Here is a 19,232-nt window from a genome sequence, read left to right as displayed (position 1 = left end):
CTGGGTTATAATGGGAGCGTGAATGTCACAAAACATTCAAGATTGCTGCAAAGATTCAATGAACAGCGCGTAACCCGTAAGATCAAATATGACCTAATCAGGTGAAAGGAGTGGCGATACAATGTTGGTTCAAATTGTAACGATCATGATGAATGGAAAAGGAATTGCTCCCAATTGAATAAGCATTTTCTCCATCACCGTCACCTGAAACCGTCACAGACAGAGGCCACGACATACTAGAGGCATTCGGGCACGATACGGCAGATCGTGTTTTTTTGTTTTATTGGACTCTTACAAGGCCACGCGGCCGTTTCCGATAAAACCATGCCCCAGCTCACGACGACGAACAGGTTTTGCAGGTGCAAAACTAAGGAGGTGTGAAGATGAAAATGCTTATGACTTTCGGAGCTAAAGCTATAACGGCACGAAAGGAGGCATTCATCGGTGGGGTACAAGAACGGCAAGGATATTCTTCCGGCTAGTTTGCTCAAGCAGCTGCAGGATTATATACAGGGCGAGATTATCTACATTCCCAAAAAAGAGCAAACCCGTGCGGGCTGGGGAGAGAACAACGGCACACGCCAGTCGATCCAGCGGCGCAATCATGAGATTTTCCGGCTGTATGAGAACGGTCATTCGGTGACCGAGCTCATCGGACAGTTTCATTTGTCGGAAGACAGCATACGCAAAATTATCGTCAAAACCCGCGGCTTATTGTCCGCAAGGCAGCAGGAAGCGGCGTCCACGAGGCACTAATTGACGGGATCCGCCCGGATCCCCGTTACTATAGTAGGTACGGCTGAAGAGTTGCTGTACAGGAAGAAGCCAGAAGTGGACGCTTTTGGCTTTTTTCTTAAAATTGTAAGCAGTTATAGCTCACTTATAAACGCGAATCGCCCATAAAGGACGGCAAAGCCGTTTATCTTGACGCGAACGTGCTTCCTCGAAAGGACCCCGATGAGGGGTTTTTATTATGTATGGACTTAAGCAGCCGTGCAGGAGAAGGAATGGAGGATGAATAGCAAGATGAAAACGATTGATCTGAACGGGGATATGGGGGAGAGCTTCGGCGTGTACCGCATCGGGTCGGACGAGCAGCTCGTGAAGGCCGTCACCTCCGCGAATATCGCGTGCGGCTTCCATGCCGGTGACCCGCAGACCATGCAGGCCACCGTACGCTTGTGTGCCGAGCATGGCACGGCGGTAGGGGCGCATCCCGGACTGCCTGATCTGGCGGGCTTCGGCCGGCGCAGCCTGGCGGTGACCCCCCATGAGGTGTATACGATGGTGCTCTACCAAGCTGCTGCGCTCCAAGGATTCGCGCGGGCGGAGGGACTCCGGATGACCCATGTCAAGCCGCACGGCGCCCTCTATAATATGGCGGCGGTTCAGCGGCCGCTCGCCGATGCGGTAGCCGAGGCCGTCTACCGGCTGGATCCCGAGCTGGTCCTCTACGGTCTGGCCGGCAGCGAATTGATTGCCGCCGCGGAGCGGGCCGGTCTGCGGGCCGCACGGGAAGTGTTCGCCGACCGTGCCTACGAAGCGGACGGTACGCTGACGCCCCGCAGTCTGCCGGGCGCGGTTCTGCACGACAGCTCGGAGGCGGAGGCTCAGGTGATTCGGATAGTCAAGGACGGCATCGTCCGCTGCCGGACAGGCGAGGAGATACAGCTCGGGGCCGACACCGTGTGTATTCACGGCGACGGCCCCGAGGCGCTGGAGATGGCCGCCCGAATCCGGAAGCGGCTGGAGGAAGAAGGAATTGAGGTGAGGCATGCCGGGAATGTTAGATCAAGTTGATGCCGCTGATGAGAATGATGCTGGCCATAACCGTCCGCAGCGGCCTTGCCGGCAGCTTCGCTGACAGGGAGCTGCCGAGCAGGACGCCGGGCACGGAACCGATCAGCAGGTTGAAAGCGAGCAGGTAATTCACGTTGCCAAGACCCGCATGCACCAGGCTGGCGGCGGTCACGAGCAGGAACGCGTGCACGATGTCCGTGCCGACGAGCTCGGCAGCCTTGAGACGATAGAAGAACATCATCGCCAGAGCGAACAGCGAGCCGGAGCCTACCGATGTCAGGCCGACAATGAATCCGAGCAGCACGCCGATGGCGATCGTAAGGGCTTTTTTCTCTTCGAGCGGCTTCTTCTGAATGGCATTGTCCCGTTCCTTAAGAACCCACACCTTCGCAATGCTCAGTACGGCAACGATAATGAGGACAAATCCAAGCGCATGCTTGATGATGTCATCCTGAAAATGATGCAGCGGCGGATAGTAGCGGAGAAGCAGTACGGCCGCGACCGCGCCGGGAATACTGCCGATGGCCAGATAGAGCACGAGCTTCTTGTTCAGCGTCCCCTGCCGCATGTGCTGCACGCTGCCGAACAATTTGGTAATGGAGTTATAAAATAAATCCGTTGCTACCGCAACCGTTGGCTGGATGCCCAGCAGCATCAGCAGCGGTGTAAGAAGGGCGGCTCCCCCCACGCCGGTCAATCCGACCATGAGTCCCACGAGAGCACCCATGAATACAATACTCAGTTCCATTGGTATGGTCACCTCAAATATAAACTTTTCTCATCAATCCGATATGATTTCGTTATTCCAAGTATAATCCCCACTAAACAGATATGCAATAAATATTTTGTCGGTTTTGTCCGGAACTAACAGGTCATTTCAGTGTATGTACGCCCAGGGATCCAGGTGTTTGCCGGGGCAAAGCGTTTATTCTTCCCTCCTCTTCTTCTTACCTGCAAAACAAATACACCGTCTCCGGTGTGGATACGGTGTACGGGCTTCTTTATTATGCCTCCGGCAGCCCGGATGCTTTGCGGAGTTCGTTGGCAAGGCGGTTGAATTCCTTGCGGGCCTCCTCCGATTCCGTACAGTAGTAAGCCGCGGACAAAAAACGAATGATTTTCTCCGCATCTTCAGGACTAAGCATGCGAACCCTCCTTCTGGTTGTCGAGTGTGGCTGGTCGAGCGGCTGCCGCTTTCCTACTATCTTATGCAGGAAGGGTAAGGGTTGTCACAGGTCCGCCGTTCTTAAGCACTGCACTCCCGTGAAGGGCAGGCGGTGTGATATGATAATCGTGGAAAAGGCAAAAGCTGGAGCAAAAGGAGGGGCCGTATGATTCGGGTATTCGTATACGGGACGCTGCTTCAGGGGGAATCCAATCATGGCATTGTCGCCCCTTATCTTCTGTCGGTCCGTCCGGGGGTGGTTAGGGGGGCGTTGTATGACGCAGGAGCCTATCCTGCCATGGTGCTGTCTGGAGAAGTGTCTTCCGCCCCTTTGGTGGAAGGCGAGTGGCTGGTCGTCGAGCCGGAAGGGCTTCGGCGGATGGATGAGCTCGAGGAATACTACGGTCCCGGTGCCGACAATGATTACGAACGGGTCTGGATCCGTGATGCGCTCCGGGAAGAACGGGAAGGCTGGGTCTATGTATGGCGCCATTCTCGCGGCTGTCCGCCATTGTCCTGCGGTTCCTGGCGGAATTATCTCCGCGGGAGGGAAGCAGGCGGGGAGAAGCACTGACGAGCGGCGCATGATAAGCTTGGCCGGCAACCTATGAGCCGGTAGGATCAGCGGCGGGAGAGGGGACGCCAATCTTCCTTTTCCGATTTCTTGACGATCTCGGTCAGCCGGATGACGATGGCCTCTGCATCTTCTTCGCTAATGTGGTTCTGCAGCACTTCGAAGCTGAGATTGTCCTTCAGGAGCTGACGGGTCACGTTGCTTTCACGGTACCACGACTCCGTGACGGCAAAGCTGCCGTCTTTTTTGAGCCATATTTCGTGATAATGCTGCTCTTCCTGATTCTGCTGCTTGTTAATGAGATAATAAGCAAGGATAGGAATACGCGGATCCGACAAACGCTGGCTGACGACGGAGCCTGAGGAAACGGGTTGTCCAAACGTAACGTATTTGGAGACTTTTTTGACTAGATGTTCGATATTCAAGGTGAAGTCATCCTTTCCAGTTACTTTATGCCTATTTTTTCTAAAGATTTAATAAAGCTTCAAGCCTCGAACTATCTTAACATACCTTCCCTTGGGGAGGCTACCCGTCAGGCAGATGCTGAAGGAGCCAATTTATGCCCTCACTCCCTGTCAGGCATCCTTATTCAAACCATGCTATAATGCAGATAATTAGTGATATGCATTAGAGGAGCGTGTCCCCCATGGCTAATTACCATATCCTGCTCGCGGACGATGAAGCGGCGCTGCGGTTCCTGCTGACTGAAACGCTGGCAGATGAAGGCTACGAAATTACGGAGGCGGAAGATGGGCAGGGCGCCTTGGACCACCTGCAGGAGAAACGTTTCGATCTTATCATTCTTGATTATATGATGCCCGAACGCACCGGAGTTGAAGTCTGTGAATGGCTCCGCAGCCATGGGAATCCGAACCGGGAAACGCCGGTTATCCTTCTTACGGCAAAGGCGCTTGAGAAAGACCGGGAACGCGCCAAAGAAGCCGGCGTGACCCAATACATCGTCAAACCCTTCAGTCCGCTGCAGCTGTTGGACACGGTAGAAGATTTAATCGGCAAATCAGGCTCTTAATTTGATATCGAACACAGAAATGGATGTGGCAATGATCCGATGAACCAGCGACCTGCCGAAGACCGGGCGGCTCGGGAAATCCGGTTGATGAAGGAAGGAAGAAAACGATATATTGAGGAGCTTCATAGGCAGCTTCAGGAGCTGCGGGATGGGGTAGTCGCCGGAGAACCGGACACCCTAGACGAACAGGCCAAACGATTCTACCGGACGGCACATACCCTGAAAGGCAGCGCTCCCATGTTCGGCTTCATGCGGGTCGGCAGTCTGGCTGAGAAGCTTGTCCTGGAGTGGGAATGGACACAGCAGGCAGAGGTCATGGCTTCGACGGAAGAAGTGGCCCGGCTGTTCCGGATATCGGCAGCGGCGGCCGAATCCCGCCTGGTCGAGCTTGCACTGGAGCTTGACATCTACGCGCAGGAGTTCGAGCTCGACGAGAGCCAGGAGCAGCTGCAGCGCAAAATCAGCCCGCCGCACGGAGAGCGGCTGCTTGTGATCGATGACGACAAAGTCCTGTGTTCCTATTTGGTCCGCCGCCTGCGCCTGGACGGTTATGAGGTGGACGAGGCGCATGACGTCACCACGGCGCGCCGTCTGCTCCGTGAGCATGCTTATCAGCTCATTACGCTGGATCTGATGATGCATCCGGAGAGCGGGTATGAATTATTCGAGCTGCTCAAGAACGACCCCACCCTGAAATATGTGCCTTTGATTGTACTCTCGGGACGTAACGATGTGCATGATAAGGTGAGATGCTTCTACCTCGGGGCGGACGATTATGTGACGAAGCCTTTTCAATATGAAGAGCTCAGTGCCCGTATCTACAGCCTGCTGAAGCGAACCCGGACGTTCGAACAGATGGCCTTCCGCGATCCTCTTACGGGCGTGTACAACCGGCGCTTTTTCGATCACCAGATCCGTGTGGAACTCCAGCGGGTTTCGCGCTATCCGACGCCGATCTCGATGGCCTTCATCGACATCGACCGGTTCAAGATGATTAATGATCTGCATGGACATCATATCGGTGACTTGGTGCTGCAGGGGCTGGCTTATTTGCTTCAGAATAACCTCAGGTCCACGGATCTGCTGGCCCGCTTGGGCGGAGAAGAATTCATCGTGGTCCTGCCGGGCTCTACCGGAGAGGATGCCAAGCGGGCGATCGAGCACATTCTTCATCTGGCCCGGCAGGAACCGGTTGCGCAGAATGAGGGACAGGCGTACCGCATCACCTTCTCCGCCGGGATTGCCGAGTGGACTCCCGGGCTAAGTATTGAGGAGTGGACCGCCCGCTCTGATGAAGCGATGTACGAGGCGAAGCAGTCCGGCCGCAACCAGGTCATACTGCAGGCCGGGCCGTCGAAGCAAGAGGCCGTTGCGCTGTCGCTAGGGAACCCGGAACGCAGGAAGGTTCTCATAGCAGACGACGATAAAATCCTGCGGTCCATTCTGTTAGCGAAGCTGAAGCATCTGCCTGTGGACTTCCAGGAAGCGGTCGATGGCGAGCAGGCTTATGAGGCTATCCTGGCTTCGCCTCCGGATCTCTGCATCCTCGACGGCGTGATGCCCCGCCTGGACGGCTACGGCGTTCTCGAACGCCTGCAGCAGCAGGGAGAGCTGCCGCGCGGAACCAAGATGCTGATTCTCTCGGGACGCAGCCGGGAAGAAGACATCTCGCGTGCCGTACAGCTCGGCGCCCACGCTTACATGCACAAGCCGTTCTCGATGGTGGAGCTGGAGCTGAAGGTGAAGGAGCTGCTGGAGATTTGGTAGGGCCGTGATGGGATGGCGATGAGGCATGCTGGGAATGCGGGGGCTGGAGAGACGTGGAGAGGTGCTGGAAGATGCGCTGGGCCCTGCGTTGGCGAGTGATCGAATAGCCCCTCCGGCCGCGGTTGAACCCTGTGAGAATTGGATTGGAATAGGGGAAAGGGTTCTCACAGGGTTCAAAGACGGATGTAAACTTCTACGATGCCTATTCAATCCCGAGTGGCATTCGCATATACAATACAGCACCCAAGGGACGTGACCCAGTCACGGCCCTCTTGGGTATGGGCAAAAACGAACGTCCCCCGCCGGGCGCGAGGCGGGGGACGGTTTGTAAGGGCAAGGTTGTTGGATCGGGGCGGCGCCAAAGCCCCCGAACCCAAGCACCCGAACCGAAGTAGCCGAACCGAAGTAGCCGAACCGAAGTAGCCGAACCGAAGTAGCCGAACCGAAGTAGCCGAACCGAAGTCCCGAACCCAAAGCCCTCGAACCCTTCTCCGGGTCTTACAATTTAGATGATCGATATATGCCTTCAAGAGGAGCCAATGCCTCATGAGTCTGATGCGGCATTCAAACTGCGACAAGTAACCTCTCCAAGGTGATTTTGTTGTGTCGAATGTTAGCCATTAGACGTAGTCATTAAAAATATGACCCGCTTACCACAGCTAGGCAGCACGCTTGCCACCGAGGGAACTGCTTAAAGGGAAGAAGAACCGCTCGCACTCTTTTCCATTTCCATCATTGGTGTTGGGCACGGAAGCTAGCTGTCTGAGATAGAAAAAGGACCGGCTCGGGGGCCGGTCCTGGGAAATTTACAGGTCGTCCCAGTTGAGGTTGGACGATTTGCTGTAGTTCGTAACTTTTTGTTCGAAGAAGTCTGTCTTGATCGCGTTCATGTTGCTGAAGCTCTCCACCCATTTCATCGGATGTTCTACGATCTCCGGGTAAAGGATCTCAAGGCCAAGCTTTCTCATACGCTCGTTGGAGAGATACTTGATGTACTGGTCGATAATCTCGTTGCTGAGGCCGTGGATCTTGTTGTTCGTGATGTATTGGCCCCACTCGATTTCGTGCGAGACGGCGGTGCGCATCATGCCCCGCAGGTCTTCGATAAGCTCGTCGGTGAATACCTCGGGGTTCTCCTTGCGGATCTCCCGGAAGATGTTCTGGAACAGCGCCAGGTGCGTGAGCTCATCGCGCTGGATGTATTTGATCTCGGACACGGTTCCGAGCATTTTTCCTTGGCGGCCGAGCGCGTAGAAGAAGGAGAAGCCGCTGTAGAAATAAATGCCTTCGAGAATGTAATTCGCCATGATGGTTCGCATCAGGTTGTCGGTCGAAGGCTCTTCGATGAAGCGCTCGTACAGGTCGGTGATGAACCGGTTGCGCTTCAGGAGGTGCTTGTCTTCCCGCCATTGGTTGTAGATTTCGTCGCGAACCTCAGCCGAGCAGACACTGTCAAGGATATAGGAATAGCTCTGGCTGTGGACCGCTTCCTGGAACGTCTGCACGGTAAGGCACAGGTTCACCTCGGAAGCTGTGATGTATTCGTTGATGTTCGGCAGGTTGGCCGTTTGCAGCGAGTCCAGGAAGATCAGGAACGAGATGATTTTATCATAGCTTTGGCGTTCTTCCGGGCTCAGGAATTTATAGTCCTTCGCGTCCTGGGCGAGTGGAATTTCCTCGGGAATCCAGAAGTTGTTCATCATCGTGCGGTACATCTTCGTGGCCCAGTCGTACTTCACGTTGTTGAGCTCGATCAGGTTCGTGGTGTTGCCGCCGATCATGCGGCGCTTGCCCCAGTCGCGGTCCCCGTTTTCGTTGAACAGTTTTTTCTTTTGCAGATCCATAAAGAGACTACCTCCTAAGTAGCGTACAACCCCCTAAATCCCCCTTAAAAGGGGGACCCCAGGAGGCACCGGCCCCCTGGACCCCGGAATGCTGTCGGATGGAGCGGCAGCCTGCAGGTGAGTTGTGTGTGATGTGTAGAGTCGCGTCCGTAAGCAGTGCAGGTACCTTCCTCGCTTCCGCAAGGAGGTACCTGCACTGCTTACACGCTTTACGTTGGTGCAGAGAAGACATGTTCTCGCACGGCTCGAACGCTTGTTGTTGTGGCTTTGGCTGCTTCGCGAGCCTACGTCAGGTGGAAACATGGGCGGATCGCTTCGCTGCCGCCGCGTGGGGGCGGTCTGCGCGGCTAACGCCGGCTCGACCCGCCCCCACTCGATTAGGGCGCCAAGAGCAAAAGGCAAGAGCAAAAGGGCAAGAGCAAAAGGCAAGAGCAAAAGGCAAGAGCAAAAGGCAAGAGCAAAAGGCAATCGGACAGAGCGTTTCACTGCTGTCCTTGTCCAGAAGAGGGAGAGTCCGCTCTTCTGGAAGTACAAATTCATGAGAGAAGTATTCACTTACCGCGCCCGCGCTGACTCGTCTTCGACATCAGGTACCTTGAAGATCCGTTTAGCGCCTTCAGCACTGCCCGACCAGGTCACGGAGAAGATCGACGCGACGATTCCTCAGGTCCAACCCGCGGCTTGGACCTGAGGAATGATGCTCCGCCCAGTTCAACAGTCTAGAAACAAAGGCTCCATAACAAATAGCGGAACTGTGATGCGCTATTGCATCCTTTTGGACTGCTTTTTATGAAATAGAGGAACTCAGATGCCTTATCACCGAGATTTCCGCCGAAAACAGTCAATATAGAAGAAATAACGCATCTCAGTTCCGTTATTCCCAACAATGCGGGCGGTAGCAGGCGAATAGCGCATCTCAGTTCCGCTAATCCATCAGCAGACGAATAGTCGCATCAGAGTTCCGCTATTCTCAGAAGGGACGGTTATACAGTCAGGTAACTGCCCAACTAACTGCATTGAGCGATCCTAGTTCCGTGACTATGGAAGAACGATACCGCTGTGCTCACCGGTCCCAACCTCAGCTTCCCGTTACCACCGCCGCCTCGGGCTGCGCCCCGCGCTTGCGCCCCGAGCTGCGCCACGGTCTGCGCCCCGAGCTGCGCCTCTTTTACCTTGCCCCGGAAAAGGGCAGGTCACACCTACAGGCGCAGGATTCATCCCGCGCCCGTAGGCAGCTCCATGCACTTACGCGCTGCAGGAGACGCAGTCTTCGACCTCAAGGCTCTTGTTGCGGCAGTAGTAGACGGTCTTCAGACCGTTCTTCCATGAGGCCAGGTAGAGCTCGAGGAATTCACGGGCGGACATCTCCGGCGTGATGTACAGGTTGAACGACTGTGACTGGTCGATGTGGCGCTGACGGGAGCCCGCGGCGCGGATGCTCCACAGCTGGTCGATCCGGTGGGCTTCCTTGTAGTACCACATCGTCTCGGCGTTCAGATTCGGCGCCGTCTGAGGGATGACCGCGTTCTTTTTCTCCTCGACGAAGAACTTGTTGAAGATCGGGTCAATGCCTGCGGTGGAGCCGGCGATCAGGGACGTGGAGGCCGTCGGTGCGATCGCGAACATCCAGCCGTTGCGCACGCCGTACTGAGCTACCAGCTCTTTGAGCTCCAGCCACTCGGGGCTGTTGTAGCCGCGGTCCTCGAAGTAAGCGCCGGTCTGCCACTCGCTGCCTTCGAAGGCAGGGTAGGCGCCTTTTTCCTTGGCGATCTCCATGGAGGCCTTCACGGCGTAGTAGTTCATCCACTCGTAGATCTCGTCGGCTTTCTCCACATGCTCGTCGGATTCCCAGTTGATCTTCATCTGCGCGAGCATCTGGTGGTAGCCGCTGGAGCCGAGGCCGACGGCACGGTACTTCTTGTTCGTGATCTCCGCCTGCGGGATCGGATAGTAGTTCAGGTCGATGACATTGTCCATCATCCGCATCTGGGTCGTCACGACGCGCTCAATGTCTTCGCGGGTGTAGACGCGGCCGAGGTTGGTCGACGACAGGTTGCACACGACGAAGTCGCCGCTCTTCACCTGCTGGGTGATGATGCCGTCCTCATGCTGCGTCTGGATGAGCTCGGTCGGGCTCATATTCTGCGCGATCTCCGTGCAAAGGTTGGAGCAGTAGATCATGCCCTTGTGCTTGTTCGGGTTCGTCCGGTTGACGGTATCGCGGAAGAAGACGAACGGCGTGCCGGTCTCGAAGGAGGACGTCAGGATACGCTTCATGATGTCGATCGCCGGGATCTCTTCCTTGGACACCTTGTCGTCGTTCACGCACTCCCAGTAACGCTTCTCCCACTCCTCGCCCCACGAATCTTCGATGGAGTAGCCTCTGGCCTTGCGGATCTCGTGCGGGTCCATCAGGTACCAGGTGCCGCGCTCCTCGACGGTCTTCATGAACAGGTCCGGAATACATACGCCAGGGAAAATATCATGCGCCTTCATCCGGTCATCCCCGTTGTTCGTCTTGAGGTTCAGGAAGTCGAGAATGTCCTTGTGCCATACATCGAGGTAGACGGCAACCGCACCGGAACGTACGCCGAGCTGGTCGACGGCGACTGCCGTATTGTTGTAGTTCTTGATCCAAGGCACGACACCGCCGGCCACGCCCTTGTAGCCGCGGATGTTGGAGCCGCGGGAGCGGACCTTGCCGACATAGATGCCCATGCCGCCGCCGTGCTTCGATACCTGCGCGAAGTTCTGGTCGACGTTGTAGATGCCCCAGAGGTTGTCCGGCACTGTATCGATGAAGCAGGAGGAGAGCTGGTGCAGCGGCTTGCGCGCATTCGCAAGCGTCGGTGTGGCTACCGTCATCTCCAGGGAGCTCAGCACGTCGTAGAACTGTTTGGCCCAGGAGAGCTTGTCCGCTTCCTTCATGGCCAGGTGCATCGCAACGCCCATGAACAGCTCCTGCGGCAGCTCCAGCACTTCCTTGTCGAGGCCGCGGATCAGGTAGCGGTCGGCGAGGGTCTTAAGCCCGATGTAGTTCAGCAGGTGGTCGCGCTCCGGCTTGATGTAAGCGCCGAGTTCCTGGATGTCTTCCTTGGTGTAATGCTCGAGAATATAGCTGCCGTACAGCCCGGTGTTCGTCAGGTATGTAATCAGGGAATAGAGGTCGCCGTAGCCGAAATGTCCGTATTTGCGGTTGAGCTGGGCTTCCTTATATAGATCGTAGGCGAGCAGCTTCGCGGCGACATACTGCCAGTTCGGCTGTTCTACGCTGGTCTTCTCCACGGCGACCTGGATGAGCAGGCGCTGGATTTCCTTGGTGGTGATTCCGTTGCGGAACAGGGGGAGGAGTGCGGTTTCCAGCTCCAGGGGGTCGCATTCCGGATACGCTTCGCAGGCGAAATCGATCACCTTTTTCATTTTGGCGAACACTAGCTCTTCTTGGGTGCCGTCACGTTTGACGATAATCATGCTTCCAGCTCCTTCGGTGTACATAAACTTAAGAAAAGCATGCAGCCTTCTTATCCAGTAAGAAGGAATGCATGCCGAATGGATTCGAACACAAAAACTCGAGTCTCCGAAAAGGCAGCACTCCCTATCGCTCGTAGGGAAGCCGTGCTTAAGAATCCGGCAGGTCTTCTGGCTCGAAGGCGTCCTTGGGCGGACGGCGGCACTGCAGCGGAGCGGCGTATGAGCCGCCGGCAGGCGCACTTCTCACAGTGGCGGGACCGCGCCGGAATCGCACCGGCTTCCCTATTCTCTTCCTACCATATCTCGTAGCAAGAAGCACCTGATTCTACCATATGTAGTTGTTTCGTAGAGACAATAGTATGAATTTACCTTACTGGGGCGGTTGTGTCAATCTCTTATTTCGACACGCTTTTCCAGGAGCGCGCTCCCCAAACGTTACGATTCCATGGCAGGTCTTGGTGGCCGGCGGAGGAGTATGCTACAGTAGAATGCAGGTGCCGCAAGGCCCGCCCGGGTCCAGCGCCCGGCAGGATGACCGGCCCGCAGCGCCGTCTGCAGCCTCATCCGGGCAGCGTCATATATGGAAATATGGGAGGAATCTTCATTGAGGCTTCATTATATAGTTGCAAAAATAGTCACAAAACGTTCCCGTTACGCAGTGCTCCTGCTCCTGCTGATGGCCCTGACGCTGTCACTAGGAGCCGGTGGGTCCTCTGTATCCGCCCATGCCTCGCTGGTTGAGGCGGTTCCTGCCGCGGGCAGCGAACTGAAAGCCTCACCGGAACGCATCGCGCTTACCTTCAACGAGAGGCTTGAGAACGGGTTATTCTACCTGCGGGTCTATGACAGTGCGAAGAAGCAGGTTACGGAGGCTGCGGCGGTGATGAACCCGGAACAGACCACGGTTTCACTCGAGCTTCCTCCGCTCGTGCAGGGGAACTTCCTGGTGACTTATCACGTCATCTCGGCGGATGGGCATCCGGTGGAAGGCAGCTATCTTTTTGCCGTTGGACAAAGCTTGTCCGAGTCGGCAGATGCACAGCAGATGCCTGCAGGCATGCAGCACAGCCATGGAGACGAGCCCTTCGGCGGAACCTCCGCCGGGGATGTGCTGCAGTTCGCCTCGCGGATCCTCTACTACGCGGCACTGCTCATCTTCACAGGCTGGCTGCTGTGGTACCGCCGGTTCGGGGGCACGGCTCCAGAAGAGACGCGCACAAGGCTGCGCCGCCTAGCCGAGAAATGGCAGCAGCTCTATCTGATCGCTTACATCCTGTTCATGTGGGCGCATCTGCCGGACCTGCTCGGAGACAGCGGGGCGGAGGGGCTGCTGACTCTCTTCACGAAGACGGCCGCGGGCTATGCCTGGCTCGGGGGCCTGCTGCTTGCGCTGCTGAGCTTCGTGATGCTGTACCGCAGCACCGCGCTCGATCTAGTCTGGGCCGCGCTCGCCTGGTTTGCCAAGAGCATGCTTGGCCACGCCGCCGCCTTCGAGCCGAAGGCGCAGACCCTTCTGCTTGATTGGCTGCATCTGGGTGCGGCCGCCGTTTGGGCCGGCGGGCTGGTCATGCTGCTCCTGCTCTGGAGGACGGAGCGGGAGCAGGCGAAGCGCCTGCTGCCCCTGTTCTCCACCGCGGCGCTGCTCAGTCTGCTGCTGCTGACCGTTTCGGGCGTGCTGACGACGTTTATTTTTCTGCCGGATATCCGCTACATCATCGAGACCTCCTGGGGCCGTCTGCTGCTTGTCAAATGTGTGCTGGTGCTCGCAGTGATCCTGACGGGTGCCTTGATCCGCTTCTCTTACCGAAGAGTGCGGGACCGCACGTCGGGCCGTCTGCTGGTGCTGGATGCCCTCCTGATGACCGCAACGGTCGGGATCGTCGGGGTATTCACCTACTTGTCCCCGCTGCCGGCCAATGAGCCCTTGCACTGGCACGTGATGGGGGAGAAAATCCATATGACCGCGCAGATTTCGCCGAAGGTGCCGGGGGTCAATGATTTTACAGTTAAGGTTTGGCTTCCCGAGAAGCTGGGGAAACCTAAGCATGTGATCATGAAATTGCATTCTCTGGATGGGCCGGAGATCGCGCCGCTGGTTGTGCCTGTTGAGCCGTTCGAGGATGCGAGCTTCGAGGATTCCTACGATATGAAGCGGTACAGCTACCGGGTCCGCGGAGCCTACCTGCCGTATGCAGGGCGCTGGAAAGTGGAAGTGCGCGTGATGGACTCGGAGGATAACGAGACGGTATACGACTCCGAAATCCGTGTGTATTAATTGCCCAATGGACTCCGGCGCGAGACCTCTAATAATTCCGCTCCGTTCTGTCGAAATATAAGGTGAACTATTCTAGAATCTATTGTCCATTTCCACCACTGAAATAACAATGGAAGTACACCTTTCAAGAAGGAAGCAGAGGATTGACATGGTCTATAAGGACAGCCGAGCCGGCGAAGGACCGCCTAAGAACGCTTGGCGGGACTGGATATTTCAACATGCTTCATTAATTCGATTATGGTTTACGCTGTCCGGGGCCGAGCTGATCTGCCTCGCTCTCGGGCAACTGATCGGTGAGAACAATGATATGCTGGACATGGTCAAGTCGGGTATCGTGATCCTGCTGACCGCTCCGGTGTTCTACTTCACGATCCACCGGTACCAGGTGAAAATATCGAGCATCTGCTCAGCAGCGCTGTTCATCTTGTTTGCGTCCGAACTGCTGGAAAACCTGACGAGGCTGGTTATCGAAGGCACGGTGAACTGGAGCGATTCCGGATTGGATCTGCTCTTGACCTTGATCCTGGTGGGGCCGCTCATGATCTGGATCGCGTCGGATATCCGGCGGCGGGAGTTCACCGAGCGCCAGCTGAGCTATCTGGCTTATTATGATCCGCTGACCGGTCTGCCGAACCGCCAGATGTTCCAGCAGTCGCTGACGATGGCGGTCCACTCGGCGAACCAGGACGGCCGCAAGCTGGCCGTCATGTTCATTGACCTTGACCGCTTTAAGAATGTCAACGATACGTTCGGGCATGCATTCGGCGACCAGCTGCTTGTCGAAGCGGCGGACCGTTTGAGGTCGGGGCTTGGCGCGAACGATGTGGTTTCACGCCAGGGTGGGGACGAATTCACCGTACTCGTCATAGATGCGGAGCGGCCGGAGGACGCGGAGAAGGTGGCGAGCCAGATCATCCAGCTGCTCAGCCACCCCTTCACGATCGAGGGGCATGAACTGCGGGTCGGCTGCAGTATCGGCATCGCGATGTATCCGCAGGACGGGGAAGACTCCATCACCCTGATGAAAAACGCGGATACGGCCATGTACCGGGCCAAGGAATACGGGAAGAACGGCTGCCAGTTCTACAATCCTGAGATGAACGATACGGTCATACAGAAGCTGGTGATGGAAGAGTGGCTCAACAAGGCCATCGAACTCGGGGAGTTCGTCCTGTACTACCAGCCCCAGGTAGATATCTTCACGGGCAAAATGAACGGCATGGAGGCGCTCCTCCGCTGGAAGCATCCCCGTCTCGGCTTCATCTCGCCGGGAGAATTCATTCCGCTGGCGGAAGAGACCGGCCAGATTATCCAGATCGGCGAATGGGTGCTGCGGGAGGCCTGCCGGCAGAACAAGGAATGGCAGGACGCGGGCTATGCGCCGCTCAAGATGGCGGTCAATATCTCGCCTATCCAGTTCCATCAGCATAACTTCGTTCAGATCGTGCTCCAAGCGCTCGAGGAGAGCGGCCTCGATCCCAAATACCTGGAGCTGGAGATCACCGAGGGTATTGCCATGTATCACGTCGATCAGGTGATCGAGAAGCTGTGGACACTGAGAGGGCATGGTCTTCATATCTCCATAGATGATTTCGGGACAGGCTTCTCCTCGCTGAGCTATCTCAAGAAGTTCCCGATTACGAAGCTCAAGATTGCGCAGCAGTTTGTCCGTGACATTCCCGAAGATCCGGACGACGCGGCGATTGTGCAGGCCATCATGGCCATGGCGCTAAGCCTGAAGCTTAATGTCATCGCCGAAGGCGTGGAGACCGACGCGCAGCTTTCCTTCCTGCTCGACATCAAGTGCCGGGAGATTCAGGGCTACATCTTCAGCCGGCCCATCCCGGCGGCGGACTTTGTGGAGCTGCTGAAGCAGAACGCGGATTAAGCGCTTTGGGGGTGTGCGGCACCTGCGGCAGGTTGTGAGACAGTATTCCGATGCGGCAGGCAGCTGGTCAACCTAAGGTAACCGGTTGTTCGTTTTGAAGAATCGGGCGTGGATGGTTCGGTCTGTGCAGTTCGCTGTAGGAAGCTGTTGGCCGAAGCAGGATGGCTTTGGCTTCGGCACAGCCCCATCGAAAAAGAGTCCCTATCCGTTGCTGGATAAGGGACTCTTTGGTTTGGTGCGGCGGAGTGAAGCGGTGAGGGCGGATTACCAAAAGTGTGAGGCCGCGGGCCTCCTTGAGAGCCCAAAAGAGATGCGTGAGCTTCGGAGGCTGGGCTCAGGCTGCTCTTCGGAAGTCCGGAGGCAGGACATTCTCTATCCAGCAAACGCTCCTGTATCGGCTGTATGCCGGGATAACGGGCAGGTACCCGAGGAATCGCTGCTGTACTTAGGCTTACTCACCGCTCCAGTGCTGCGGATGGCCTTCACCCACGTAGGCCGCTGCCGCGGCGTTAGCGAGCACCTGCTCAGGACTTTTGCAGCCTGGGATAACCGCTGTAACAGCCGGGTGCTTGAGGCACCAAGCCAGCGCCCACGTCGGCATCGCCATGCCGGCCGGCAGCTCTTCGGCCTTGATGCGCCGCACTTCCTCGAGCTTCAGGCGGGTCTGCTCGGGGTCATGGCGGCGGCGCACGTCATCCTCGGAGAACGTGTCGCCGGGCTGGTACTTGCCGCTGAGGTAGCCGCTCGCCAGCGGCACACGTGCCAGGACGCCAAGGTTCTGGCGGATGCAGGAAGGAAACACGCGCTCCTCGGGTTTGCGGTCCAGCCGGTTGTAGACGACCTGGATGACCTGCGAACCCACTTTGCCCGAGGAATCGGTCTGGTGCAGGTTGTCGTTGCTGGCAATCGACGTGCCGAGATGGCGGATTTTGCCCGCATTCACCTGCTTGTCGAGCAGGGTCCAGAGCTCGTCCTGGTCGAAAGCTTCGTCTGAGCCCGAGTGGAACTGGTAGAGATCGATATAATCCGTCCGCAGGGCCTTCAGGGAAGCGTCCAGCTGATCGAGCACTTCCTGGGGGGACCAGTGCTGGCTGCGGTCCAGATGGGCGTGGAATTTGTGCCCGAACTTGGTGGCGATCACCCAGTCCTCCCGGCGCCTGCGGGACACATAATCGCCGATGAGCGATTCCGACGTGTGGTCGCCGTAGCATTCTGCGGTGTCGATCAGATTGATCCCTGATTCGGCCGCCTGGTCCAGAATCGCGTCCACCTCCGCCTGGGAGAACGGCTTGCCCCATTCGCCCCCGAACTGCCACGTGCCTACGCCAATAACGGATACTTTGAGATTCGTCGAGCCCAGCTTGCGGTATTTCATCATTCGTCCCCTCCTGCGGGATAGTAGTATGGTTTTGCCTGAGCATCCGGTCTGGCAAGCAGCAGGTTTCGTGCTTCAGCATCGTCGACATGCCATCGGTTTAGCTTGCCCGGCCGCCAGACGTTTCTTCCAGTTTTTATGGAAGGTATTCGTCTTTCATTGTACAGGGCAGGAGAGCGGGGATGCAATGTTCCTGGGGAGGGGGAGCAACTGGAAAGGCCGACGGTGCCCCCTAGACAACCTAAAAGAAACCCGATATAATCTTGTGTAAGCGAAGCAAATATTTGGTATGCCGAAGGCTAAGAGCGTTAAATATCACTCCTATTAGCTAACGGGCAACCGAGCTGCACGCTCATTCATGCGGGTGTAGTTCAATGGCAGAACTCCAGCTTCCCAAGCTGGTGGCGTGGGTTCGATTCCCATCACCCGCTTACCGAAAAACCTTGAGAGATCAAGGTTTTTTTCTTTTTATTAAGCAGGTTTTATCATAGCGAGGTTACGAACTTCACCTCCGGAAAGCGGTGATCCGGTCCTTTCATTAAGATTCCGCCTTGATGCTTCAGATACATATCGAAGAAATCCAGCATATAGGCATTGATCACGGAGTTCGCTCTTTCGGGCGCAATCTTTCCTGTAATGCCCAGCATTTTGAAAACCGGAGAAATGAACTGTACGTCGGCAAAATTCAAATGCTCCGTATGGTCGATGTAGAGGACTTGTCCCCCTTCGACGACCGTTTCGCGCATCCGTTCAAGCTCCAGCTTTTTATCTTCCGTTACTTGATCCTCCCACTCTCTTGTTGAGCCCATACGGTTAAGCTCTGCATCCGTGTAGACCCGGTTATCCATCACCCTTTTTAATTGTCCGAAGTAGCTTTCCGAGTGGATGAACAAAAACGGCTTTCGCAGACCCTCTTTGTCACGCAGACGATAAAGCCCTCCATCAAGGTCTATTCCAACCGCGATTCGCGGATCGTAAGAAGCGTCATAGGCCGTCGCTCCGCCGATGGAATGACCGAACACCCCGACATGACCGAGATCCATCCTCCCCTTTAGATGACTTGGAATCTGCCCCGATTGGATGAGCTCGAATTGATCCAGGACAAACGCCACATCGCCGGTTAGAACTTTTCCGAGCTTGTCGCGAATTTCTATGCTCGTCCGGTAATCATCGTGGGGCGAAAATAAGTCGTTGGTCGTGCTGGTCGTGATTCGCCCGTCCGGAAACTCGGTTGCAAATGTATTGTAGGTGTGGTCGATCACGGCCACGATATATCCGTGACTCGCGAGATATTCGGCTTGCGACGTGTGGAGGAACCTGGAGGAGCCGTTGCCGGGATTCGCAAGGATCAGCGGGTATGAAGTCTGTGCCGAAGAGACTTCGGCCCCCGGATAAGCATGACTGGACACGTACTTCAGGTGTTGGAAAGTAAATCCGGGCAGGCCATAGTCCGCGGCCATATAGCGTAAAATCCGGGGATCGGGAACAAAGGGAGCGTACTTGCCGGTGCCGGCTTGAGCCGGATACCATACCTGAACCATCAGTTCTCTCTTCCCGTCTCTGGCATCGCCGAAAATCTCTTCCCTCTTTGTATCCACGAAATGAAAAGTTTGCGTTCCTACCTTCCATTCGCCTGTCGGTTCAGGTAGTTTAAATACAGGAAAAGCATACAGGAGACCCGCTGTTCCGACCAGCATGATCGCTAGAGCGGTATATGCTGAACCCAACATGAATCGCGGGAATTTTTTTGGGCGCGTTTTTTTAAAATAGCTGTAACCTGAAACGGCTAAAAAAACGATCGTTATGCAATATGGGAAAAACAGCTGAACTCTGTATCCTTCCACCGTCCAATGAATGACCAGCAAAAGTGTGGAGATCCCGCTTGCAGCGAATACTGGAAAGCTACGCCGTCCTTTTTTTAACCGGACCGTTAATGCAAACAAGCCGGTGTTTGACAAAAAAAGCAGCAGTTCAAACAGCCTCATCTCAGTTCTCCTTTTAACAAATTTCTATTTTCTTTGGTTTCAATCTTATCCTGCCAAG

The 19,232-nt window shown here is 56.0% G+C and carries 14 protein-coding genes, 1 tRNA gene and 1 riboswitch; of the genes, 8 read left to right on the top strand and 7 right to left on the bottom strand.

Annotated elements, in window-relative coordinates; genetic code table 11:
• Positions 1-444: 444 nt before the first annotated feature.
• Positions 445-756: a CD3324 family protein gene (locus ACP26L_RS30860; RefSeq protein WP_013920525.1), complete on the top strand. Its 312-nt coding sequence runs from the start codon at positions 445-447 to the stop codon at positions 754-756.
• A 270-nt stretch (positions 757-1,026) separates the two neighbouring features.
• Entirely contained in the window at positions 1,027-1,800 is a 774-nt protein-coding gene (locus ACP26L_RS30855; protein WP_426449318.1) for a LamB/YcsF family protein, read from the top strand.
• On the opposite strand, the gene ACP26L_RS30850 is transcribed toward ACP26L_RS30855, so the two are convergent.
• A complete protein-coding gene (locus ACP26L_RS30850; RefSeq protein ID WP_426449316.1) occupies positions 1,787-2,548 on the bottom strand; it encodes a sulfite exporter TauE/SafE family protein in 762 nt (253 codons plus the stop codon). The genes ACP26L_RS30855 and ACP26L_RS30850 overlap by 14 nt on opposite strands.
• A gap of 256 nt (positions 2,549-2,804) precedes the next feature.
• A complete protein-coding gene (locus ACP26L_RS30845) occupies positions 2,805-2,945 on the bottom strand; it encodes an N-acetylmuramoyl-L-alanine amidase (RefSeq protein ID WP_426449315.1) in 141 nt (46 codons plus the stop codon).
• A 186-nt stretch (positions 2,946-3,131) separates the two neighbouring features.
• Between ACP26L_RS30845 and ACP26L_RS30840 the strand changes: the two genes are divergently transcribed.
• Positions 3,132-3,539, top strand: a complete 408-nt coding sequence (locus tag ACP26L_RS30840) for a gamma-glutamylcyclotransferase family protein (protein WP_426449313.1) — start codon at positions 3,132-3,134, stop codon at positions 3,537-3,539.
• A 47-nt stretch (positions 3,540-3,586) separates the two neighbouring features.
• Here the strand turns inward: ACP26L_RS30840 and ACP26L_RS30835 are convergent, their stop codons facing one another.
• The gene (locus tag ACP26L_RS30835) at positions 3,587-3,964 is read right to left on the bottom strand and encodes a hypothetical protein (RefSeq protein ID WP_426449311.1); all 378 of its coding nucleotides are present in this window, start codon (positions 3,962-3,964) and stop codon (positions 3,587-3,589) included.
• Positions 3,965-4,185: 221 nt separating this feature from the next.
• Between ACP26L_RS30835 and ACP26L_RS30830 the strand changes: the two genes are divergently transcribed.
• A complete protein-coding gene (locus tag ACP26L_RS30830) occupies positions 4,186-4,569 on the top strand; it encodes a response regulator (protein ID WP_426449309.1) in 384 nt (127 codons plus the stop codon).
• A gap of 39 nt (positions 4,570-4,608) precedes the next feature.
• Positions 4,609-6,336: a diguanylate cyclase gene (locus ACP26L_RS30825; protein WP_426449307.1), complete on the top strand. Its 1,728-nt coding sequence runs from the start codon at positions 4,609-4,611 to the stop codon at positions 6,334-6,336.
• 806 nt (positions 6,337-7,142) lie between these two features.
• On the opposite strand, the gene ACP26L_RS30820 is transcribed toward ACP26L_RS30825, so the two are convergent.
• Both ACP26L_RS30820 and ACP26L_RS30815 read right to left on the bottom strand, forming a co-directional pair.
• Positions 7,143-8,180 carry a ribonucleotide-diphosphate reductase subunit beta gene (locus ACP26L_RS30820; protein ID WP_013920514.1) on the bottom strand — a complete coding sequence of 346 codons (1,038 nt, stop codon included), beginning with the start codon at positions 8,178-8,180 and terminating at the stop codon, positions 7,143-7,145.
• Between the two features lie 1,245 nt (positions 8,181-9,425).
• On the bottom strand, positions 9,426-11,651 hold the full coding sequence (locus ACP26L_RS30815) for a ribonucleoside-diphosphate reductase subunit alpha (RefSeq protein ID WP_426449305.1): 2,226 nt from the start codon (positions 11,649-11,651) through the stop codon (positions 9,426-9,428).
• Positions 11,652-11,792: 141 nt separating this feature from the next.
• Positions 11,793-11,989, bottom strand: a riboswitch (cobalamin riboswitch).
• Positions 11,990-12,309: 320 nt separating this feature from the next.
• Between ACP26L_RS30815 and ACP26L_RS30810 the strand changes: the two genes are divergently transcribed.
• A complete protein-coding gene (locus ACP26L_RS30810) occupies positions 12,310-13,926 on the top strand; it encodes a copper resistance CopC/CopD family protein (RefSeq protein WP_426449303.1) in 1,617 nt (538 codons plus the stop codon).
• Between the two features lie 148 nt (positions 13,927-14,074).
• Positions 14,075-15,814 carry a putative bifunctional diguanylate cyclase/phosphodiesterase gene (locus ACP26L_RS30805; RefSeq protein ID WP_426449301.1) on the top strand — a complete coding sequence of 580 codons (1,740 nt, stop codon included), beginning with the start codon at positions 14,075-14,077 and terminating at the stop codon, positions 15,812-15,814.
• Between the two features lie 451 nt (positions 15,815-16,265).
• On the opposite strand, the gene ACP26L_RS30800 is transcribed toward ACP26L_RS30805, so the two are convergent.
• Positions 16,266-17,189 carry an aldo/keto reductase gene (locus ACP26L_RS30800; RefSeq protein WP_426455168.1) on the bottom strand — a complete coding sequence of 308 codons (924 nt, stop codon included), beginning with the start codon at positions 17,187-17,189 and terminating at the stop codon, positions 16,266-16,268.
• 360 nt (positions 17,190-17,549) lie between these two features.
• Between ACP26L_RS30800 and ACP26L_RS30795 the strand changes: the two genes are divergently transcribed.
• Positions 17,550-17,620, top strand: a tRNA-Gly gene (locus tag ACP26L_RS30795).
• Positions 17,621-17,674: 54 nt separating this feature from the next.
• Here the strand turns inward: ACP26L_RS30795 and ACP26L_RS30790 are convergent.
• Positions 17,675-19,174 carry an alpha/beta hydrolase family protein gene (locus tag ACP26L_RS30790; protein WP_426449300.1) on the bottom strand — a complete coding sequence of 500 codons (1,500 nt, stop codon included), beginning with the start codon at positions 19,172-19,174 and terminating at the stop codon, positions 17,675-17,677.
• Positions 19,175-19,232: the final 58 nt, after the last annotated feature.

Origin of the sequence: Paenibacillus sp. S-38 (assembly GCF_049942825.1) — a bacterium.
In the GTDB taxonomy this organism is placed as follows: domain Bacteria; phylum Bacillota; class Bacilli; order Paenibacillales; family NBRC-103111; genus Paenibacillus_G.
This window is presented reverse-complemented; position numbering and strand designations above follow the sequence as displayed.